The sequence below is a fragment of the Shewanella fidelis ATCC BAA-318 genome, assembly GCF_000518605.1.
In the GTDB taxonomy this organism is placed as follows: Bacteria; Pseudomonadota; Gammaproteobacteria; order Enterobacterales; family Shewanellaceae; genus Shewanella; species Shewanella fidelis.
On the sequence record NZ_KI912458.1, the window covers coordinates 590,821 to 607,754 of the forward strand.

Below are 16,934 nucleotides of genomic sequence, written 5' to 3' on the forward strand. Positions count from 1 at the left end.
TTGAGTTAAAGCGTAAGCCGGCAAAGCTGTACCGGCTTTATCCTTCACAGAGTTGTTGCAGTGCCTGAGTTGCTAACTGCAGTAAATGTTTTTGCTTCAGCCCTAAATTGTTCAATGCACCTCTTTTACGCCATTAGTCGAATATCTGCACTAGGTTGAATTCGGTATAGTTTTACTATCTAAAATAGTGGCAGTTAATCTATGGATGCAAGCGAGCTTCAACCCGTCACCGATTTTATAAAAGGCCTGGTCCCTTTCGGTACTCTATCTGATTTGACATTAGAGCGCTGTTGCAAAAGCCTAAGCATTGGTTATTACAGTAAGGCTTCTGGCTTTGTTCCTCTCGATCCCGCTCATCCACAGCTTTATATCGTCCGCAGTGGCGCATTTGAGGTGCGTGATAAAAATGGTGAGCTGCTTGATAGATTAGGCGAGGGTGATTATTTCGGTTTCCCATCTTTGTTGTCTGGTGAAGATGCTAGCAATCGTGTGGCTATTCTTGAAGATGGATTAGTGTATCACTTGCCACCGGATATGTTTGATTTGCTGCGCTTAGAAAGTCGTGAGTTTGACCGTTTTTTTAATCGGGCATTTGCTAAGCGTCTGCGGCATCAAGGCCGCTTTAAAGCAAAAGATCTAACTACAACCAGCCGCATCACGAGCTTGATGTCTCGCACGCCGTTAACCATTGATTTGAATACAAGTGTAGCCGAGGCGAGTCGTTTAATGCGCAAAGCGCGAGTCTCGTCAGTGCTTGTTATTGATAATAATAAGCTAGTGGGGATTTTGACAGATAAGGATTTACGTAACCGAGTACTTGCTGAAAATCTTAATGGTGATTTACCTGTGCATCAAGCGATGACGTGTAACCCTGTTGTTATAGAGTCTAATTCGCTGGTATTTGAAGCCATGCTGTCGATGAGTGCCCATAATATTCATCATCTACCTGTGCTTGATAATGGCCAAGCTACCGGAATTGTTACCAGTACCGACATACTTAGGGGGCAAAGTTCACAACCATTACTGCTGATAGGTGAAATTGAACGCCAAAATGATATTGCTAGCCTGATCCAAGTCAGCAAACAAATTCCTTTATTACTACAAAACCTAATTAGTGCTGATGCTCGAGCAGAAGAGATTGGCCGGGTGCTGACGTCAGTCACCGATGCGTTAACGCGTAGGTTGATTGTGTTGAACCAACAAATATTAGGTGAAGCGCCAATGGCATTTTGTTGGTTAGCTTTTGGCTCTCAAGGGCGACAAGACCAAGCGGCCTGTTCAGATCAGGATAATGGGCTATTACTAGCCCATGAGCCCGATGATGCCGCGGCAGGATATTTTGAAGCGCTATCTCGAGCTGTTTGTAAAGGGTTAGATGAGTGCGGTTATGTGTACTGTCCTGGGGATATTATGGCGCAAAACCCAAAATGGCGTATGTCATTGCAGCGCTGGCAACAGGTGTTTGATAAGTGGGTTAATACCCCTGAACCGAAAGCATTGATGCATGCGAGTATCTTTTTTGATATGCGCAGTGTTTATGGTCCGAAGTCTTTATTTGATAGCTTACAAGATTCGGTACTGAGTAAAACTAAAGATAATGACATCTTTTTAGCGGGTCTTACTGGCAACTCATTAACGAGTACTCCTCCACTAGGCTTTTTCAGAAAGTTTGTATTAGAGCGCGATGGAAGCGAAGTAAAAGGTATAGATTTAAAACATAAGGGTAATGCACTCATTAATGATATTGCCCGAGTTTATGCTTTGTCTGCTGGGATTAAGGAGGTTAATACTGCTAAGCGTATTCGTGCCCTTATGGAGCAGAATATTATTAATCGAAAAGATGCGCTCAACTTAGCAGACGCTCATGAGTTTATTGCTCATATGCGCTTATCTAACCAAGGCCTTCAATATACTCAGTCATTACCGATCACTAATTACCTTATGCCTCAAAGCGTTTCGTCGCTTATCAGGCATCAACTTAGGGACGCATTTAAAGTGGTGCATGATGGTCAAGTTGGTCTAAAGCTAAAAATGATGAGGAATTTTTAGTGAACGCTATCTATTTAAAGTTGCGGTTACAGCTCGATGCGCTACTTTGCAAAAATGCGCTATTAAGAGATTATTATCAGGCGTTAAATCAGCAGCTTTCGTTACCGGTGAGTCAAATGCCTTTTATGGCGTTTGATCTTGAAATGACCGGTCTTGATAGTCAGCAAGATCAGATACTCAGCATTGGCATTGTTCCGATAATAGCGGGGGAGTTGCATCTTGCAAAAGCTAAACATTTATTGGTTCAAATAGAGGGTAGCGTGGGTAACAGCGCAGTCATTCATGGGATAGTAGATGATCAGTTAACCCATGCCGTCGATATCGAGCAAGCTCTTCAGTGGTTTTTAGAGCAAACTAAAGGCCATATATTGGTTGCGCATCATGCACCGTTAGATCTTTGTTTTTTAAAAGCAGGTTATTTACGTTGGTTAAAGCAAGAAGTTAAATTGATTGCTGTAGATACTATGGCATTAGAGAAAAAGCGTCTTTTAAGAAAACATGATGTGATTCAGGAAGGTTCGCTTAGGCTTGACGCATGCCGAAGCCGTTATAATTTGCCTGTCTACGCTGCACATAATGCAGCCGTCGATGCGCTTGCTTGTGGTGAGTTATTATTGGCACAAATGGCAGCTATTGCTGGAAAAGATGAGCTAGTGCTTACAGATTTGTTAGCTTAACAGTTAATTGATTATTCTTGATTTGCTTCCGCGAGCCTGTTACCCCATTTTATAAGTACTTTTTTTATATCTTCTTTTTGATAGGGTTTATTAACGATTTCATCCATTCCGCATTGGTAACATTGCTCAGTCTCTACTGACGTTGTACTGGCGGTTAAGGCGATAATAGGTTTGTTATAGTTTTTCGCCCGTAACCTTCTGGTGGCTTCAAAACCATCAATAACAGGCATTCTGCAATCCATGAATACTACATCTACCTGATGTTTTTCTAAAAACTCTATCGCTTCCAGTCCGTTACTGACAATACTTGGTTTGATCCCTAATTTACCTAAAATCATCTCAATCAATACTTGATTAACCGTGCTGTCTTCAACAACAAGTAATGAAAGTGTATCGATAGGGAATTCTTGTTGCTTTAAATCTACGCTTTCAGCGTGTACTAGCACAGGTTTTAAGGGCAGTTTTATATCAAATACTGTGCCTTTACCTAAGGTTGATTCTAAGCTTATGCTGCCTTTCATCTCTTCAATGAGATGTTTACAAATAGCGAGTCCAAGGCCTGTACCTTCAAAGGCTCGATTACTCGAGTTATTAACTTGGGTAAAGGGGTCAAATAGGGTGTCAATTTTATCTTGGGGAATACCGCAACCTGTATCGGATACAGAAAAACAGAAACACTGATTCTTCCACTCCAAGTTGACCGTGATTTTACCTTGCTTAGTAAACTTGATGGAGTTGCCAATGAGGTTGACTAAGATCTGTTTAATCCTGTCAGGATCACCTAGCAGTCTTTTTGGAATATCATCTTGATAATTGAAAATAAACTCTAATCCAAACTCTTCAGTACGCAACTTAAAAATATCGTAGATCATCTGGCAAAGTTTAGCGGGAGAAAAGTCAATCTCGACAATTTGTAGCATACCTGCACTCATTTTACTGAGATCGAGCAAATCATTAATAATCACCCTCAGTAATTCGCCTGACTGATGCATCGTCGTCAATAACTGTTGTTGGTGAGGAGTTAGCTCTGTATCACTCATAAGCTCTGCAGATCCTAAAAGGCCATTGAGTGGCGTTCTAAGTTCATGGTTGATCATTGCGACAAAATCCCTTGTCGATTGCTCAGAACTTTCTGCTCGCTGCTTTTCTTCAATTGTACGAGCAAGTAACTCTTGCCGACTATGGGCTGCACTTAGCATGTCACAAAATAGCAGTAATTGTTTTTCGATAGTGTGTTGCCAAGAGGTTGGAGCATCAATGACTAAGGTTAAGCTGCCTAAAATCACTTCACTTGAGTTGATGATAATTTTTATCTGGCGGTGATCATTACTCCAAAATAGTGGTGAGGAAAGTTGGCTATCGGTATTAATCAGTGATTTATCACCCGCGTAGTAGGAACGAAATTTACCGCTCTGATCCAAAGACTTAAATCTGATTTTACTGGCCTTTATCTCGTCAATGCCAATCAGATCATCGAGTAAGCGTTGTAATAAAATATTTGAGATAGGTTTTTGCAAAAATAGTTGATTAAAGTCGAGCAATATGGACTCGAGAAAGGTTTTAAATTGCAATAAAGCAATGTCTTGCTCGGATTTCTCTTTAATATTGACTAATGAGTCTTCAACCAACTGCTTGGCAATATAAAGCTCGCGGCTCTTTTCTTCTAAGAGTTTTTCCGCCGCTTTTTTAGCTGCTTTTTCGCGTTCTATTTTACGAGAAAGTAAGCTAACCTTTTCTGTTAATTGAATAATCTCATCATTAGGCATACAAATCACTCAACAAAGAAAACTAAACAGTGGTTAAGGTAAAACGCACTTCAGATTGATCATCAGCCATAGGCTCCATATGTACATCTATTGTCTCTTGAAAATGTTCCGCACAACCTTGTATAAGACCGAGACAAACATGAGACATGCATCGTGCAGACATGTAATCCATGATTAATTGGGTTTCAGTTTCTGAGACAAATTTAAAAGCGGGAGGGTTAGCGTTGGCGTAGAGTTTTTTGACTTCAATATGAATGTATTCTTCAACACTATTAATGAATGAAAATGTTGTATCAGCTTTACCTTCTAACCCCGGCATGCTGTTATAGAGCGTTTTGAAAATAGATTTGCCATAGACTTGCTGTAACTCTTCTGCAGAAATGCCCGTGAGTTTACTCAGAGTGACAATTAATTTGACTAAGTCTTTGTGATCGTATGTGCCAACTGCGGTATAAACGCCATCATTTTGGTTTTCATCAAGCATTTTTTGGCAGGTTTCAAGGCCAAAGGTATCTTCGACAAGTTCCAAGAATTCAGCAAAAATAATCCCTTTCATATACGGCTCCTTTAACTATTGTCACTATTTAAAGTAGTGTATTAGCCGTAATCTTTCAATGAATTATCATAAACTTAATCATAGTTTTATGAAAACGATGATAGTGCCGCTTCAATAGTCGAGCTCAAATGAGCAGCAATAAGCATTGCTGTTTGATTTTTAGTTACATTTTTACTATTCAATTCACGATAGCTCTTCTATAACTTAAGTTGAAAGTTATTGTAAATGAGCGCTTTTAAAGGGGCTGATTATGGCGTTGCCGTTGATTTGGATTGGTGTGGCAGCTGTTGGTGCAGCTATCGTTGCTGAGGAAAAACAAAAGCAAAAGCAGGTTGCTTCGTTACGTAAACGTGGCTTGGCAAAAATAAGTCATGAAAATGGTAACTCTGCTGAGCTTGCTCCCAGTCTTTGGCGGACAGATGGACAAAAAGTGCGGCCTGTTCCTGGAAGTATCGTGTGCTGCTTTGTTTATGGTGTGATTGAACATACAGGTGTTTGGCTAGGTGATGACACGCTGGTGGAGCTGCATGGCAGCGGTTTAGTGAGAGCCATTTCAGCGAAACGATTTCTTGCCGATCGCAGCGGAAGTCGAATTTACCAAGCGGGCAATCACCTTCACCAAGCATTGGTGGCAGATGAAACACTTGAGCGAGCCAAACAGGCTATTTTTAGTTACCGAGAATACGATCTGTTTGATAATAATTGCCATCGTTTTGTTTGGCAGTGTGTGAGCGGTGAAGATTGTGAAGTGACCAGTTTTGCTAAACTCAATAACCATTTAGGTCGTTACTTTAAGCAAGCCATATATTGGGATGAAATCATTCAATAAAAACACCGACAAAAGCCGGTGTTTTTATGAGGAGCTATGTTATTGCAAAATAGACTCAATAGTCAGCGCTCTGCTTACTAGTGGTTTATTCGACAATGTTTTTATTAGCCACAAAAATGTTTAACCGCTTTTGCAACTAGCTCAATACCTGTTTTATCGCAAGGTGGGAGTTCAGCATCACTGCTAGCGATAGGTGTTACTCTGTCGCCCCATTTTATCAATGCAGCAGCTGAGGTTAAGCCTGCACCAAATGCACAAGAAAGAATGGTTTGGTTTGGTTGGATCTTGCCTTGCTCTAACGCATCACAAATCGCAATAGGGATGGTTGCAGCAGAGGTGTTACCGTAATTGGCAATATTTACAACAGCTTTCTCTTTCGGGATCTTCATGCGGCTAATTAGCGTATCAATAATACGCTCGTTTGCTTGATGAGGAATAACCCAATCAATTTCGTCTTTATCGATACCGCATTTTTCAATCACTTTAGTGCTTAGTTTACCCATGCCAGCAATTGCACGTTTGAAGATCTCTTGACCATTAAATTCAATATAAAAGTCTAAAGAAGAAGCTTCAAAACGATCCATAGCGGTACCAAAACCGGCTTTTAGAATATCTCGGCCATCAGGATCATTGTTCAGCTCATAGCCTAAAACACCAATCGCTTCATCGGTTGCTTCTAAAACGACGGCTCCGGCACCATCACCAAACAATACTGCAGTATCACGACGTGACCAGTCTAAGAAAAATGACAGACGTTCAGCGCCAATAACCAATACCTTTTGGCATTGACCACTTCTGATCTGTGAGCTTCCAAGGCCTAAGCCATATAAAAAGCCACTACATGCTGCGTTGATGTCAAAGGCTGCGCAAGTTGCGCCTATGTTGGCTTGCACTGTTGATGCAATGTTCGGAATAAGCGTATCTGGCGTAGCTGTTGCCAAAATAATCATATCGAGTTCGCTGCCATCAATACCCGCTGCTGCAAGTGCTCTTTTAGCTGCTACAGAGGCGAGTTCTGAAGTATCAACATGACTAATATGACGTTGGCTGATCCCTGTTCGTGGCTTGATCCACTCATCTGAGGTATCAATAAAGGTGGCTAAATCATGGTTTGTTAGGGTTGCGGGCGGAACACACTTGCCCCAACCAGTAATAGTGGCGTACTGCATTTAGGTATTCTCTTAACTTAAAAAGGCAGAACCTGAGCTCTGCCTTATGGGATCTTTATCAGCGAAGCTTAGCAAATATGATGCTAATCAGCTGTGAGCTAGTCGTCTTGCTGCTTAACTAGTACACGAATTTCATCAGCGGCATGTAAGATATGCGCACGTAATAATTCTACCGCTTTCTCAATATCTTTATTTTTACAATATTCAAGTAGTTCGCGGTGGTCTTGTTGAGCTTTAGGTACACCGCTTGCTAAAAATAGTTGCAAACGAATATAACGATCGCAATTAGTATTTAGGCCTTGCACAACTTCTAGTGTATGCGGGCGGTTTGCAGCGCTATAGAGACAAGTATGAAATTGTGAGTTTAAACTACTCCAATTTTCTACTTGTTCCTCGTCTTGGTACGCTGTATCCATTTCTTGCAGAATATTTTCTGCTTGATGGATATCTTCTTCACTTAAATTTGGAATAGACTTCGCGAGTAAGTCGGATTCAATCAGTGCTCGTAAATCAAAAAGTTCGGTGACTTGTTCTGTAGATAGCAGGGTCGCAGTTGCGCCTTTATGAGCTTCAAACTTTACTAGTCCTTCAGCTTCTAGTTGCAGTAATGCTTCTCTTACAGGAATTCGGCTAACATTTAATTCGTCTGCCAAGGCGCTTTGACGTAAGGGTTGGCCTGCGGCAATCTCACCGGAAAGGATCTTTTCCCTTAGCACCTCGACCACTATTTGTGTGCGAGTTTTATGGACGATAGGTGTTGTTTTGCTCATAGTACCCGATATTTTTTTGTTATTAATACACGTTGATCCGTCCTAGGGTACCGCTTATGCCATTATAAAGAAAGGGCAACAGATGGATTCAGCATCATCTTTTTTGCAATTCATATCACTAGTTGAGCAAAATTCACTATCACTATATTGCTATTTTTATTATGTAATTAGTGGGCTGATTACTGATGCATTTTCAACGATAACGTGAGTACGCTCATCAATAACTGCAAAATAAATAAACATGAGACCCACAATAGGTCTCATGTTTAACTGCTTCAATTTAAAACGTCTTTACGCCTTGAGCATCAACAGATACACGTTCTGGCAAAATAGACGTAGGCATATTTTGATAGCAAATTGGTCGCTCAAAACGCGCCATAGCCGCAGAGCCTACAGATGTGGTTCGACTATCGGTGCTAGCAGGGTAGGGGCCACCATGGTTCATTGAGTGACAAACTTCAACACCTGTTGGCATTTGGTTAAAAATTATGCGTCCAACATTAAAGGCGATGGCTTCGATGAGGGTTTGGTTATTGACTAACTCTGCTTCTAAGCCATGAACTGATGCCGTCAGCTGACCTTCAAGTTGTTCAGCAATCAATAGCATTTGTGCGGCATCATCACACTCAACTAACACTGCACATGGCCCAAATACTTCTTGCTGGAGTTCAGACGACGCTAAAAAGTCATTTGCTGCCACTTTTAATGCTGTTGGGCGAGTAAAGTGATTAGCTGGTGACGATTCGCCTTGTGCGATAAGTTCGATGTTCGGGTTTGCTATTAATGTTTCAAGCTGCGCTTGATATGTTGCCGCTATCCCTGATGTCAGCATACTTGCAGCACTTTGGGCGGCAATATCTTGTGCCAGTGTGGCCTTATATTGGTTTAATCCGTCGCTTTTTATCGCAACGATGACACCTGGACTAGTACAAAATTGGCCGTGACCCATCAGCATCGATTGGACTTGAGTTGATGCAAGTTCTTGCGCTTGCTGATCAAGCAGCTGAGGCAGTATAAATTGTGGGTTGGTAGAGCCTAGTTCACCGTAAAAAGGAATGGGTTCAGCTCGGCTTGCACATAGGTCCGCTAAAATGCGTCCCACTTTTAATGAGCCGGTAAAGCCAACTGCTTTTATCGCTGAGTCAGTAACCAATTGCGTTGAAACCTCAGGGGTAACACCTTGAACTAAGTTAAATACACCTGCTGGCATATCACACTGATTAGCAGCGCGTTCAATCGCTTTACATACTAATTCACTTGTTGCTGCGTGTGCTGGATGGCCTTTGACCACCACCGTGCAACCTGCTGCGAGGGCTGAAGCTGTATCTCCCCCTGCAGTAGAGAAAGCGAGAGGGAAATTTGATGCGCCAAATACTGCAACTGGACCTAGGGGTAACGTTGATAAACGCGTATCTGGTTTAGGTAGTGGTGCTCTTTCTGGGTTGGCTAGATCAACGTAACGGTTATCAATTGGATTGATTAAGTTTGCTGCAAATAATCTTAGCTGACCACAAGTTCGTCCGGTTTCTCCTTGAAGGCGTGCCATAGGTAGACCGGTTTCTAAATGTGCTGTTGCTGTGATTGCTTCAATATCCGCTTGGATCTCATCAGCGATTGTATTTAAAAATGCCGCACGGCGCTCAGGGGCTATGCTTCTGTATTGCTTAAAAGCTTGCTTTGCAGCCGCAGTAGCATTAGTCACTATTTCAGCGCTTGCGTTTGCAAATTTAAACGCTAAAGCTTGGTTAGTTATTGGATTATTGCTACAAAAGTCTGTTGTTTCACTTGTCCATGCTCCATTAATAAAATGTTGTCCGGAAATATTTTGCTGGTTGAAATCAGTCATGCTTGCTCCCTAAAGTTGCAGCTCATATCGAATATTGGGCTTACACCACTTGAAAACCAAAGGCGTAAGGGTCGTTATCATCTACAGTTATTGCGTTTTGTCCGGTAATGCGGGCCCAGCCTTTGATGCTTGGCATAATTGCTGGGAAGTTACCGACTTGGGTGGCAGCTTCTATTCGGCCGACAAACTGGCTGCCAATAATGCTTTCGTGGGTGTATTCATCACCAACATTCAATAGCCCTTTAGTAAATAACTGAGCTAAGCGAGCACTGGTGCCGGTACCGCAAGGCGAGCGGTCAATCGCTTTATCACCATAAAATACCGCATTGGCACCATCAGAACCCTCGCTGATGGTATCGCCTGTCCACAGTACATGGCTGATGCCACTCACCGTTGGATCATCGGGATGCACACAAGTTAACTGCTCTTGAGCAATGGTCCTGACGATAGGGCTCCACTTTAGTATGTCACCGGCACTCCAATGGCGCAGGCCTGGAAAGTTAGCTTGTGGGTCAACAATGACGTAGTAGTTTCCACCATATGAAACATCTACTTTGAGTGGTCCAAGCCCCGGTATGTCGAGTATTTGGTCTTGATGGGCCAAGTAGGCTGCTACATTATAGATTTTTACCCAATCCACTTTGTCTGCAGTTTGTTGATATTCGATACGGATCTGTCCAGCGGGGACATCCAGAACAAGTTGCCCGGGGGTTTTAGCAACTAACAGACCTGACTCTATTGCAGCAGTGACAGTGCCTATGGTGCCATGTCCGCACATAGGCAAGCAGCCACTAGTCTCGATAAATAAAATTGAGGCATCTGCATTGTCTGAACAAGGGGGATATAAAAAAGCACCAGACATCATATCGTGTCCGCGGGGCTCAAACATCAGCGCTTGGCGGATCCAGTCATACTCTTGAAGAAAGTGCTGTCGCTTTTCACTCATACTGTTGCCGTTGAGGTGAGGGTGGCCGCTGGTAACTAATCTGACTGGGTTGCCACAGGTATGAGCATCGACGCAAAAAAAAGTGCCTTTCTGCATGGAAATACTTCCTTGTTATCATTATTTTTAGGTGTTGTTCCGGCTAATAAGAGCCCAGGATTGGTGTATTCCAATGCAATGGGTTTAGGTATCCCTTTGGTTAGCCGATGTTGAAATCGCCGCGAAAACACGTTGCCAATCTACTTCATCTTAGACCTCTATTACTGCGCTGCAGTCTCGTATATTGTATGCATGTGTTTTTAGATTGAAAGTCATTTGTTATGGAAGTGTATGTAAAAAAAATACTACTAAAGTCACGCTTTCTATTGTATACAATATCCAAATAATAATGTTGGAGCAACCAAAATATGACGTCTATCACAATTAATTCTCAGCTTTCGGATAGTTTTAAACAATTTGTCACCATCGATGCGCATACCGAAGGGGAGCCTTTACGGATAATTATTTCCGGCTATCCAGAGATAAAAGGCGAAACCATTTTAGCTAAGCGAGAGTATGTGCAGGCACACCTTGATAGCTATCGTAAATTGTTAATGCATGAGCCTAGAGGTCATGCTGATATGTATGGTGCTCTTATCACTGAAGCTGTCACTGACGATGCTGATTTTGGCGTGTTGTTTTTACATAATGAGGGTTATAGCAGCATGTGCGGCCATGGCATTTTGGCGCTCGTAAAAGTGATGTGTCAAACCGGAGCAATTCAGTTAACGGCGTCTACTAAAGTTGATGCAAAAGTTATAAAAATTGATTCACCAGCGGGGTTAATTACCGCTAGAGCGTACAGAGATAACCAAGGAGAAATCCAAGCCAGCTTTATTAATGTTGACTCGTGGGCTGATGCGCTTGATTGCACTGTTGATGTCGCTGGATTTGGTATGGTGAACTACGATATTGGCTTTGGTGGCGCTTATTATGCTTATGTTGATGCTGACGCCCATGGAATTAGTTGTGATGCAAACAATGTCGCCGAGTTAATAGATCTAGGGCGTCGCATCAAATTAGCTGTTATGGATCAGCACTCACTTAAGCATCCAGTTGAGTCAGATTTAAGTTTTTTATATGGCACGATATTTACTTCTAAAAAAGTGACTAATCCTGAAGCTCATTCCCGTCATGTATGTATTTTTGCTGATGGCGAAGTTGATCGTTCTCCCACTGGTACTGGTGTCTCGGGCCGAATTGCTTTGCTTCATGCTAAAGGCGAGGTCACGCTCAAACAACCAATAATGATTGAAAGCATTGTTAATGGTCGCATGATTGTAAGTGCAACAGCGCAATCACAATTTCATGGAAAACAGTCTGTATTGCCAGAAGTTTCTGGTCGTGCATTTATCACCGGCAAGCATGAGTTTTACCTCGACCCAGAGGATATTTTCCAGAATGGTTTTATTTTGCGCTAACCGAAAAATGGACTCCATAACGATAAAGAGAAAAGCATGCTGGATATGAATCAAATGAATGACATAGCAACGTTAAATAAGGAACAGATCACAGTTGTAGGTGCGGGTATCGTCGGATTGTCTGCCGCAATTGAACTGTTGCGAGCCGGTTTTCAAGTGACTGTAATAGATAAGCAAGGTGTGGGCGAGGGGGCCTCGAAGGGCAATGCAGGGCATTTTGCAACAGAGCAAGTATTTCCCTTAGCCGATCCTGCAATGCTACCTAAATTGCCGGGAATGCTGTTAGATCCGCTTGGACCATTTCGGATCCAACCTCGTTACTTTTTTAAAGCGCTGCCCTGGTTTATACGGTTTTTAGCTAATATGTTGCCTTGGCGAAGAGCCAATAATAGCCGAGCGATTAAAAGTTTAAATCAAACGTCTATCTCGGCAATAAAGTCATTAGTTACATTTTGCGATTGTGAGCATTTGCTGACATTAAACGGTAGCTTATTGGTATTTGAAGGCACAACTGCGAAAGTGGTTGAAAAAGAGTTTGAGGCTTATCGCAATGCTGGCGTAGCGGTGCAGATGTTAACTGGTGATGAAGTACGTTTATTAGAGCCTTCATTAACTAGCAATATCACCCATGCGCTATATTTTACTCAAGTCGGACATACAGCTAATCCACATGCTTTATGCCTAGCTTTGGCGGCAAAATTTAAACAGATGGGAGGAAAAATTCTCACTGAAGAATTAGTTAATGTTAATGTTTCTGCAGAAGGTTCAGATATTGTTTTGCAAACCCAAACAGCTAAGCGGGTTAGCAAACGTGTGCTTATTGCATCTGGTGCTTGGTCAAAACCTTTTGCTAAACAGCTTGGCTACTCTGTGCCACTGGAAACAGAGCGCGGTTATCATTTGATGATGCCGCAAAAAAGTAGCCTATCTCGGCCGGTGGCCTCTTTTGAACGCAAATTTATTATTACACCAATGCAAACCGGAACACGTTTAGCTGGTACTGTTGAGTTTGGTGGCTTAGCTGCGCCATTGGTTGACGCTAGAGCAGACTGTTTGTTTCCTCACGCTAAAGCTTTATTGCCACAACTATTTGCAGATGCAAAAGTGTCTGACGGCGAACGTTGGATGGGCTTTCGCCCGTCAATGCCTGATAGCTTGCCTGTGCTTGGCCAGAGTCTAAAGCAATCGAATGTGTACTTTTCTTTTGGTCATCAACATTTGGGGCTGACTTGGTCTGCGATAACTGCGCGTTTGCTAGCAGAAGATATACAAGGTAAACAGCCGAGTATTGATTTAAGCCCTTATCGCATCGATAGGTTCAGTTAGTTTAACCTAATTGTCGTATCAGCTAATGTTTGAAGGTCTTGGTACTTGGTAAAACTGAGTATAGAGACTTTCAGCAATAGGAGAAAAATAGGGCAGCGTTGAATATGGAAGTGTGGTTTTTGTGCAGTTAGTGCATTTCTGCAGTTTAATTGGCCGATAAAAACTTGTATTGATGATCCTGTCGTTAATTGCAGTTAAATTGCTTCTTAAATTAATCACTAGTGAGACCGCGTATCAAAAAGCTATTATCTTATTGCAAAGCCGTGTTAGACGATCCGTTAAAAATAGTTGAAGATCTTTTATTGATTATTCAAATTTTGTTGGGCTTCGGCGTTATCTGGGCATTTTTCTCCATTTTTTATGCGTTAGGTGGGGGGACTGCAGCCGATCTTATTAGCCCAAACTCATGGTAATGTGCGCTAACTGATTAGTCAGCGCCTTAAACCTGCTATTTATCAAGATTGCAGACAAGCCAAATAGGCTTGTCTATTTTCATTTTCACCTAATTAACGGTCTATTCCCTTTCTACTGGCATCATAAATTGCTCAATCTCTTGGACAGTGCGAGGGACATCGGCAGATAAGTTTTCATATCCACTGTCAGTAACAAGAATATCATCCTCAATACGGATCCCCATACCTCGATAAGCTTCAGGTACATCGTCGGCGTTTAGCGGAATATAAATGCCGGGCTCAATGGTAAAGACCATTCCGGCTTCAAGTTGTCGCCAATTTCCTTGTTGATCATGATACGGACCCACGTCGTGAACATCCATCCCAAGCCAATGACCCGTTTTGTGCACAGTAAATCGCTTGTAGCTCTCAGTTGCCATGATCTCATCAATTGAGCCTGTAAGCAGCCCCAGCTCTTTTAACCCTTGAGCCATCACCTGCATACAGGTTTCATATAGTAGCTCCCATCTAGCCCCAGGCTTTACTTTGGCAATTGCTTGATCAAGGGCGCTTAGTACTAGTTGATAAATGGCTTTTTGCTCCGCTGTAAATCTGCCATTTACAGGGTAACTGCGGGTAATATCAGCGGCATAATGTTGAAATTCACCACCGGCATCAATTAATAGCATCTGTCCACTTAACAGTTCACAGTTGTTGTCTTCATAGTGCAAGCAGCATGCGTTATTACCTCCGGCGACAATATTGGGGTAGGCGACATCATTGCAGCCATATTTTGCGATTGTAAAGTCAAACAGGGATGATAATTCACGCTCGTTAACGCCGGGACGGCAAGCTTTCATAACGGCTTTGTGTGCGTTTATTGAAGCGCTGACTGCTGCTCGGATCTTTTCTAACTCATCTTGACGTTTTATTACTCGTTTTTTATGTAATATCTCAGCGAGGGGGATGATATGGGTAAATTGTTTTGGTGTATCAAAAGAGCAATGAAGTCTTTGATGATTTGCCCAATTAACTAATTGTGAAGAAAAGCGTCCCAATTCATCGCTAATATAAAGGTTTGCGATATTTTGTAGTAACGGCAGCAACTGAGCTTCAAAATCATTGATGCTGTAACCTTTATCTGCACCGTAAATAGCTACGGCACCAGCGACTCCTGCGCGTTCGCCAAAACTGACTTCTTGAGTTTGATCTTTGGGACGACAAAATAGCAAGTATTCACATGTTTGGCGCTTGATGAGTACAGCAACAGCATCAGGTTCATCAAACCCTGTCAGGTAGAGAAAATCATTATCTTGCCGGAAATGGTATTTAATATTTTTACTGCGTACTTTTTGTTGGTAGCCCGCGATTATAGCTAGGCTACCTTCAGGTAGTTCGGCCAGCAGTGCTTCGCGTCTTAGTTGGTAGACATCAGCCATAATATGTTCCTGTTGTGATTTTTTGTATATTTTATTCATTACACGATATTGGCATCTTTATAGCAAGTTCACGGTGCAATTTTTTGAAAGGGATGAAATAATAATAACTATTGCATATTAGAGAGAATGTATTGTGAATCGAGCGGTATTTTTAGACAGAGATGGCGTTATCAATTTAGATCACGGTTATGTACACCAAGTTGATGATTTTGAATATGTAGATGGTGTGTTTGACGCATGTGCTTCTTTAAAAGAAATGGGTTACTTGCTTGCTGTCGTCACTAACCAGTCAGGTATTGCTCGAGGCATGTATAGTGAAGACCAATTCCATTCTTTAACTGAATGGATGGATTGGAACTTTGTTGATAAAGGTGTTGAGCTTGATGGGATCTATTACTGTCCACATCATGCGGAAAAAGGTATTGGTGAATATAAAATCGATTGTGATTGTCGCAAGCCAAAGCCAGGTATGCTTAATTCAGCTGCAAAGTTTTTGAAAATTGATTTGTCACAATCGGTAATGGTTGGGGATAAACGTGATGACATGCTAGCTGCTCAGGCGGCAGGTGTACCTACGCGCATCTTAGTAAAAACGGGTAAGTCTGTTACTGACGAAGCTGTAGCTGCTGCGACAGTCGTTTTAGATTCGATTGCAGATGTCCCAGCTTACCTTACCAGCCAAGTCTAGCGACAACGAGGCAGAAGTCTTAACTAAATGACGAAGCAACACAGTCGATATTGGTCGTGACTGATTGCAGCTAATTAGCCTGTGTAAGATCAACTCTTACAGGCGACTTAGATTATGAGTTAATCGTATTATCAACGCCCCTGCTAACTATATGTAGCAGGGGCGTTGTCGTTTCACGATTTGTTTAACGACTAAAGCTGGCTAGGCCTTAGTAATATTCTGGCTAGACCTCAGTTATATATAATTGTTAACTGACAAAAGCAGACAGTGTGTAATGCACTTAATTTTAAATATAGTGAACAAACAAGCTATATCTTAACCTGCGTGAGAGTTGAACCAACAGTTGCTGCTGTTTAAAACCGCATAATGTGCAGTAAATGCACGCTCGATTCGAAAAAGCTAATTTTATTGCAAAAGGGGCTTGCGCCGATCTGAGATATGCCTATAATGCGCATCCACTGACACGGCACAGTAGGCCAACTAGCTAGCGTAACGCTAGATAGCACGGGACTTGCAGCAATGTTAGAGAGTTTAAATTCTTTGGGAATTAAGCTCTGGTGACAAGCGGTTTAAGAGCTTCATGCAATGACTTCTGATTAAGAAAGCATCGCTTGAAAAGCTTCTTAAAATAAACGCTTGACGCCAACAACGGGAAGTGTAGAATACGCAGCCCTAGCCACTTGAAGCGGTTCGCAAGAACACCAAGCTGGCAACGCTCTTTAACAATATGACAAGCAAATCTGTGTGGACACTCACAGAGATTAAGTTATTCGAAACTGCCTTACTTCTTTCTAGTAAAGAGTAAAGAGTGAAGCAGTCAAAAATTTCTTAATGAACGAGTGTTCATAGCAATATGTAAAAAGTTTGATTTTGTTTTTCCGAAACAAATCAAATCACAGAATTCATTGAGCAGGTCTTCGGACCATCAAAACTTTAATTGAAGAGTTTGATCATGGCTCAGATTGAACGCTGGCGGCAGGCCTAACACATGCAAGTCGAGCGGTAACACAAGGGAGCTTGCTCC

13 protein-coding genes and 1 rRNA gene are annotated in these 16,934 nt (G+C 42.1%); 7 read left to right on the forward strand and 7 right to left on the reverse strand.

Annotated features, from left to right (window positions below; genetic code table 11):
* The first annotated feature begins 201 nt into the window (after positions 1 to 201).
* Positions 202 to 2,049: a DUF294 nucleotidyltransferase-like domain-containing protein gene (locus tag L884_RS0116055; protein WP_028768449.1), complete on the forward strand. Its 1,848-nt coding sequence runs from the start codon at positions 202 to 204 to the stop codon at positions 2,047 to 2,049.
* Positions 2,049 to 2,726 (forward strand): exonuclease domain-containing protein, encoded by a 678-nt coding sequence (locus tag L884_RS0116060; RefSeq protein WP_028768450.1) that lies wholly within the window; start codon positions 2,049 to 2,051, stop codon positions 2,724 to 2,726. Before L884_RS0116055 ends, L884_RS0116060 begins: the two co-directional genes overlap by 1 nt.
* Before the next feature lie 11 nt (positions 2,727 to 2,737).
* On the opposite strand, the gene L884_RS0116065 is transcribed toward L884_RS0116060, so the two are convergent.
* Together L884_RS0116065 and L884_RS0116070 are read right to left on the reverse strand one after the other, a co-directional pair.
* Positions 2,738 to 4,492, reverse strand: coding sequence for a hybrid sensor histidine kinase/response regulator (locus tag L884_RS0116065; RefSeq protein WP_084221455.1), 1,755 nt, complete (start codon positions 4,490 to 4,492; stop codon positions 2,738 to 2,740).
* Positions 4,493 to 4,514: 22 nt separating this feature from the next.
* Positions 4,515 to 5,048, reverse strand: coding sequence for a heme NO-binding domain-containing protein (locus L884_RS0116070; protein WP_028768452.1), 534 nt, complete (start codon positions 5,046 to 5,048; stop codon positions 4,515 to 4,517).
* A 250-nt stretch (positions 5,049 to 5,298) separates the two neighbouring features.
* Between L884_RS0116070 and L884_RS0116075 the strand changes: the two genes are divergently transcribed.
* Positions 5,299 to 5,877 carry a lecithin retinol acyltransferase family protein gene (locus L884_RS0116075; RefSeq protein WP_028768453.1) on the forward strand — a complete coding sequence of 193 codons (579 nt, stop codon included), beginning with the start codon at positions 5,299 to 5,301 and terminating at the stop codon, positions 5,875 to 5,877.
* Between the two features lie 104 nt (positions 5,878 to 5,981).
* Here the strand turns inward: L884_RS0116075 and L884_RS0116080 are convergent, their stop codons facing one another.
* The 4 genes from L884_RS0116080 to L884_RS0116100 form a co-directional block, all read right to left on the reverse strand.
* The gene (locus L884_RS0116080; protein ID WP_028768454.1) at positions 5,982 to 7,046 is read right to left on the reverse strand and encodes a ketoacyl-ACP synthase III; all 1,065 of its coding nucleotides are present in this window, start codon (positions 7,044 to 7,046) and stop codon (positions 5,982 to 5,984) included.
* Between the two features lie 98 nt (positions 7,047 to 7,144).
* The gene (locus L884_RS0116085; RefSeq protein WP_028768455.1) at positions 7,145 to 7,816 is read right to left on the reverse strand and encodes a GntR family transcriptional regulator; all 672 of its coding nucleotides are present in this window, start codon (positions 7,814 to 7,816) and stop codon (positions 7,145 to 7,147) included.
* Between the two features lie 280 nt (positions 7,817 to 8,096).
* Positions 8,097 to 9,662 carry an aldehyde dehydrogenase (NADP(+)) gene (locus tag L884_RS0116095; protein WP_028768456.1) on the reverse strand — a complete coding sequence of 522 codons (1,566 nt, stop codon included), beginning with the start codon at positions 9,660 to 9,662 and terminating at the stop codon, positions 8,097 to 8,099.
* Positions 9,663 to 9,702: 40 nt separating this feature from the next.
* A complete protein-coding gene (locus L884_RS0116100; protein WP_028768457.1) occupies positions 9,703 to 10,704 on the reverse strand; it encodes a 4-hydroxyproline epimerase in 1,002 nt (333 codons plus the stop codon).
* Positions 10,705 to 11,012: 308 nt separating this feature from the next.
* Between L884_RS0116100 and L884_RS0116105 the strand changes: the two genes are divergently transcribed.
* Both L884_RS0116105 and L884_RS0116110 read left to right on the forward strand, forming a co-directional pair.
* Positions 11,013 to 12,065, forward strand: a complete 1,053-nt coding sequence (locus L884_RS0116105) for a proline racemase family protein (RefSeq protein ID WP_028768458.1) — start codon at positions 11,013 to 11,015, stop codon at positions 12,063 to 12,065.
* Between the two features lie 36 nt (positions 12,066 to 12,101).
* Entirely contained in the window at positions 12,102 to 13,391 is a 1,290-nt protein-coding gene (locus tag L884_RS0116110) for an NAD(P)/FAD-dependent oxidoreductase (protein ID WP_245603150.1), read from the forward strand.
* A 514-nt stretch (positions 13,392 to 13,905) separates the two neighbouring features.
* On the opposite strand, the gene L884_RS0116120 is transcribed toward L884_RS0116110, so the two are convergent.
* A complete protein-coding gene (locus L884_RS0116120; RefSeq protein WP_028768461.1) occupies positions 13,906 to 15,222 on the reverse strand; it encodes an aminopeptidase P N-terminal domain-containing protein in 1,317 nt (438 codons plus the stop codon).
* Between the two features lie 133 nt (positions 15,223 to 15,355).
* On the opposite strand from L884_RS0116120, the gene gmhB reads away from it, so the two are divergent.
* Positions 15,356 to 15,910, forward strand: coding sequence for a D-glycero-beta-D-manno-heptose 1,7-bisphosphate 7-phosphatase (gmhB, locus tag L884_RS0116125; RefSeq protein ID WP_028768462.1), 555 nt, complete (start codon positions 15,356 to 15,358; stop codon positions 15,908 to 15,910).
* Between the two features lie 934 nt (positions 15,911 to 16,844).
* Positions 16,845 to 16,934, forward strand: a 16S ribosomal RNA gene (locus L884_RS0116130); the annotation flags it as partial.